Genomic DNA, 2602 nt, shown 5'->3' with positions numbered 1-2602 from the left:
GTCGTCCTTCGCGACGCACTGGAAGAGGTAGACCTCTTCATCCGAGGACGGCAGCCGGGTCAGGTCGAAGTTGCGCAGCCGCTCCAACTGCATCCGCTGCGCGATGTACGGGTGCAGGCCGCGGATCAGCCGCTCCTCGGTCATGCGCGCGCCGCTGGTCGCCTCCGGCGAGGGGCGGAACGTGAAGTGATGGTGCATCACAGCGCTGCCGCTTCCGGCCACGGTCATGGTGACCCGCCGGACCTGGGGCGGCAGTGGCTGCGCGTTGACGACCTCGTTCAGCGCCGCGGCCATCGCGTCGAAGCCTTCCGGCTGCTTCTCCCACGCGAGGTAGATGTCCGCGTCGACGCCGTCCTGGGCGCGGCCCGTAACTTCGGCAAGGGCGTCGAGGGCGTCGCCGAGTCGTTCGAACGGCACGGCGGTGGAGGCCAGCCGCGAGCCGGCGCGTTCGGCGACTACGAACCGGCAGCCGACCGCGTCGACCGTGCGCACGTGTACCAGGCCCTTGTTGCCGTAGTAACGACGCGTCAGCACTTCCAGCATCGGCGCGTGGTCCCGGCCGTCGCGACCGAGCCGCTGACCGAGCAGCCGCACCAGCGGTTCGGTGCTGCTGACCATCGCGGCGATTCGCTCGGCGCGGTCCGGCGCGTCCGGGTTCGCGTCCAGGTAACGCAGGTGGTTGCGGACCTCGGCGTAGACGCGGGCCCGGTTTCGGCGCAGCAGCGGCTGCCCGAACCAGCCGAACACGATGCCGCGGGCCAGATCGGACACCACGGGGAAGCGGACCTGTGTCGCGGCGATGAGCCGTTCCAGCGCGAGACCCGCGGGCTCCCGCAGCGCCTCGCCGGGCGGCGCCTCACGCAGCCACTCGCGCAGCAGCGTCACGACCACCGTGGCGTCAGATGCGCCGCGCTGCAATGCCAGGAAGATCCGGAACACGGCCTCTTCGAGTGCCGGCGTGCGATCCAGGTCCGTGACGCCGTAGTGCCCGAGTGCCTTCGCCAGCTTGCCCTGGAAGGAAGCCGGCAGCCCGGCGCGCTCCACATCAAGGCTCTGCAGGTACGTGTGGAAATGCTCGCGCGCGCTGCGCACGTGGCCGTCGCCGCCGGGCTCCTCACCCATCGGCTTGTTGCGGCTCAGCTCGCTCAGGTCGGCGAACACCGACATGAGCTCGATCTCCTCGGCCAGCGGCCGCTGACCCGCGTCGGCGAGTTCGGCCCGCGCGGCGAGGTAGTCGGCCAGGACCCGGTGCTCGTCGTGCGGGTCGACGTCGAAGCCGAGCAGGAGGCTGCGCAAGTCCTGCATGCCGCGGTTGATCCGCTCGCTCGCCGGTACCGCCGAGGTTCCGGCGGGCAGTTCGAGCTCGACGGTCTCGCTGGACGCGGCGGCGTCCCCGGCATCGTCACCCTCGTCGGCCAGCGGCTCCAGCCGCAGCAGGGGCGCGCCGGTCTCGACCTGGCTGCCGACCGAGACCGCGCACTCCTTGAGCCGCGCCCGGAACGGTGCGCGCAGCACCGTCTCCATCTTCATGCTCTCCAGCACCAGCACCGGAGCGCCGGCCTCGACCTCAGCGCCGACTGCCAGTGGCGTGGCGACCACCAGCGCGGGAGCCGGGGAGCGCATGACGCCGCCCTCATCGCGGCTGACCCGGTGCGCGACGCCGTCGACCTCGACGAAGTGGGTCGGTCCGTATGTGTCGGTGACCAGCCGGAACCGGGTGCCGTTCACGATGATCTGGCCGGTGTGCTCGTCGTACCGCTCGAGCTCGACGTCCGCGGTTTGCGCTTGCACGCCGGTGTCGATGCCGACGCGGAAGCGGTGTGCCCCGATACGAGCGACCTTGACGCGGTAGCTGGCGCCGCGCAGCTTCAGATCCAGCGGCCGGCCACTCTTGTGTTGCACCTGCGGACGGCCGCCGAACGCGGTCGACAGCAGCCGCTGCCGCTCGACCCGCTCCTCTTCCTCGTAGCCTTCGATGGCGGCAGCGGCCAGCGCGACCCCGGAGTGCCGGTGCGAGACCAGCCTGCCTTCGCCGCGCACGCGGTCGATCCAGCCGGTATCCGCACTGGCGTCGATTACCTCAGGCTGGTCGAGCAGATCGAGCACAAAGCTCTTGTTGGTCGCGCCGCCCTCGATGATGACTGTGGTCTCGGTCATCGCCCGGCGCAGCCTGCCCAGCGCCTCGTCGCGATCGCGGCCGTAGGCGATGATCTTCGCGATCATCGAGTCGAAGTCGGCGGGGATCGTGTCGCCCTCACTGACCCCGGTGTCGACGCGGATGCCTGGTCCGGCCGGCAGATCGAGCCGCGCGATCCGGCCGGGGGAGGGGGCGAAGTCGCGGTCGGGGTCCTCGGCGTTGAGCCGCGCCTCGATCGCGTGCCCGCGTTCGACGGGCCGCTCGCCGGTCAGCTTCCCGCCGGAGGCGACGTGCAGCTGGAGCTTGACCAGATCGATGCCATTAGTCGTCTCGGTGATCGGGTGCTCGACCTGGAGCCGCGTGTTGACTTCCAGGAAGGCGAACAGCCGCTCGCCGGGGTGGTAGAGGAATTCGACGGTCGCCGCGCCGCAGTAGCCCACCGAGACCGCGAGCCGTTCGGCGGAG

Annotated in this window: 1 protein-coding gene; it reads right to left on the bottom strand. The window is 70.7% G+C overall.

Features of this window, described 5'->3' with window-relative positions:
* Positions 1-2602 (bottom strand): biotin/lipoyl-containing protein (locus VN779_RS02980; protein ID WP_325719863.1); only part of this gene is annotated, 2602 nt, incomplete at both ends.

The sequence above is a fragment of the Actinocrinis sp. genome, from assembly GCF_035605935.1.
GTDB lineage: Bacteria > Actinomycetota > Actinomycetes > Streptomycetales > Catenulisporaceae > Actinocrinis.
Note: the sequence above shows the minus strand (reverse complement) of the source record. Positions and strands in the feature narration are given on the sequence as shown.